Annotated in this window: 1 protein-coding gene; it reads right to left on the reverse strand. The window is 31.6% G+C overall.

Annotated elements, in window-relative coordinates:
• Positions 1-359 (reverse strand): RpnC/YadD family protein (locus H8911_RS12280; protein ID WP_186999857.1); only part of this gene is annotated, 359 nt, incomplete at its 3' end.
• Positions 360-589: the final 230 nt, after the last annotated feature.

Here is a 589-nt window from a genome sequence, read left to right on the forward strand (position 1 = left end):
TATAAGACGACTGTTAAAATCATTGGTAGTCTTGTATGCATAGGTACATGCTTCTTAAAGCATTGACGAATATAACGCATACGAGCAACACTTTCATATTCCATGACTCTTACGGCCATAGACGGATCGACATAGCTTTGACTTTCAATCACGAACAAATCTAAATAAGTACCACCCTCATACCGCTTGATGATATCCACATGCTTACTAGAAACATTCATGACAAGTTCACTGTTTTCATCCTTAAGATATTCAGGCTTCAAGACTAGTTGTCCATCAAATAAAAGTGCATTGAAGATCGAGACAAAGTTTTTGGGTTGTCCTAAAAACTTCTTAGACTCAATATCCATTGAATTCAAGATGATTCCTCCTTTCTCTCTCTAATACGAAAAAAAGGAAATTTTAGAAAAGATGTATATTTTGAAAATTTCACATAATTCATTTTGATTTCACAATATTTACCAAAGTTATACTAAAATTATGACAACATGGGATGATATTCTATAAGTGCCTTAAAGATAAGGCAATGAATATAGAAATAAACCAATATTCATATCTCTCTCCTAAAAAAATAATAATAAACAAAAAG

It is taken from the genome of Holdemanella hominis, from assembly GCF_014306155.1.
In the GTDB taxonomy this organism is placed as follows: Bacteria; Bacillota_I; Bacilli_A; order Erysipelotrichales; family Erysipelotrichaceae; genus Holdemanella; species Holdemanella hominis.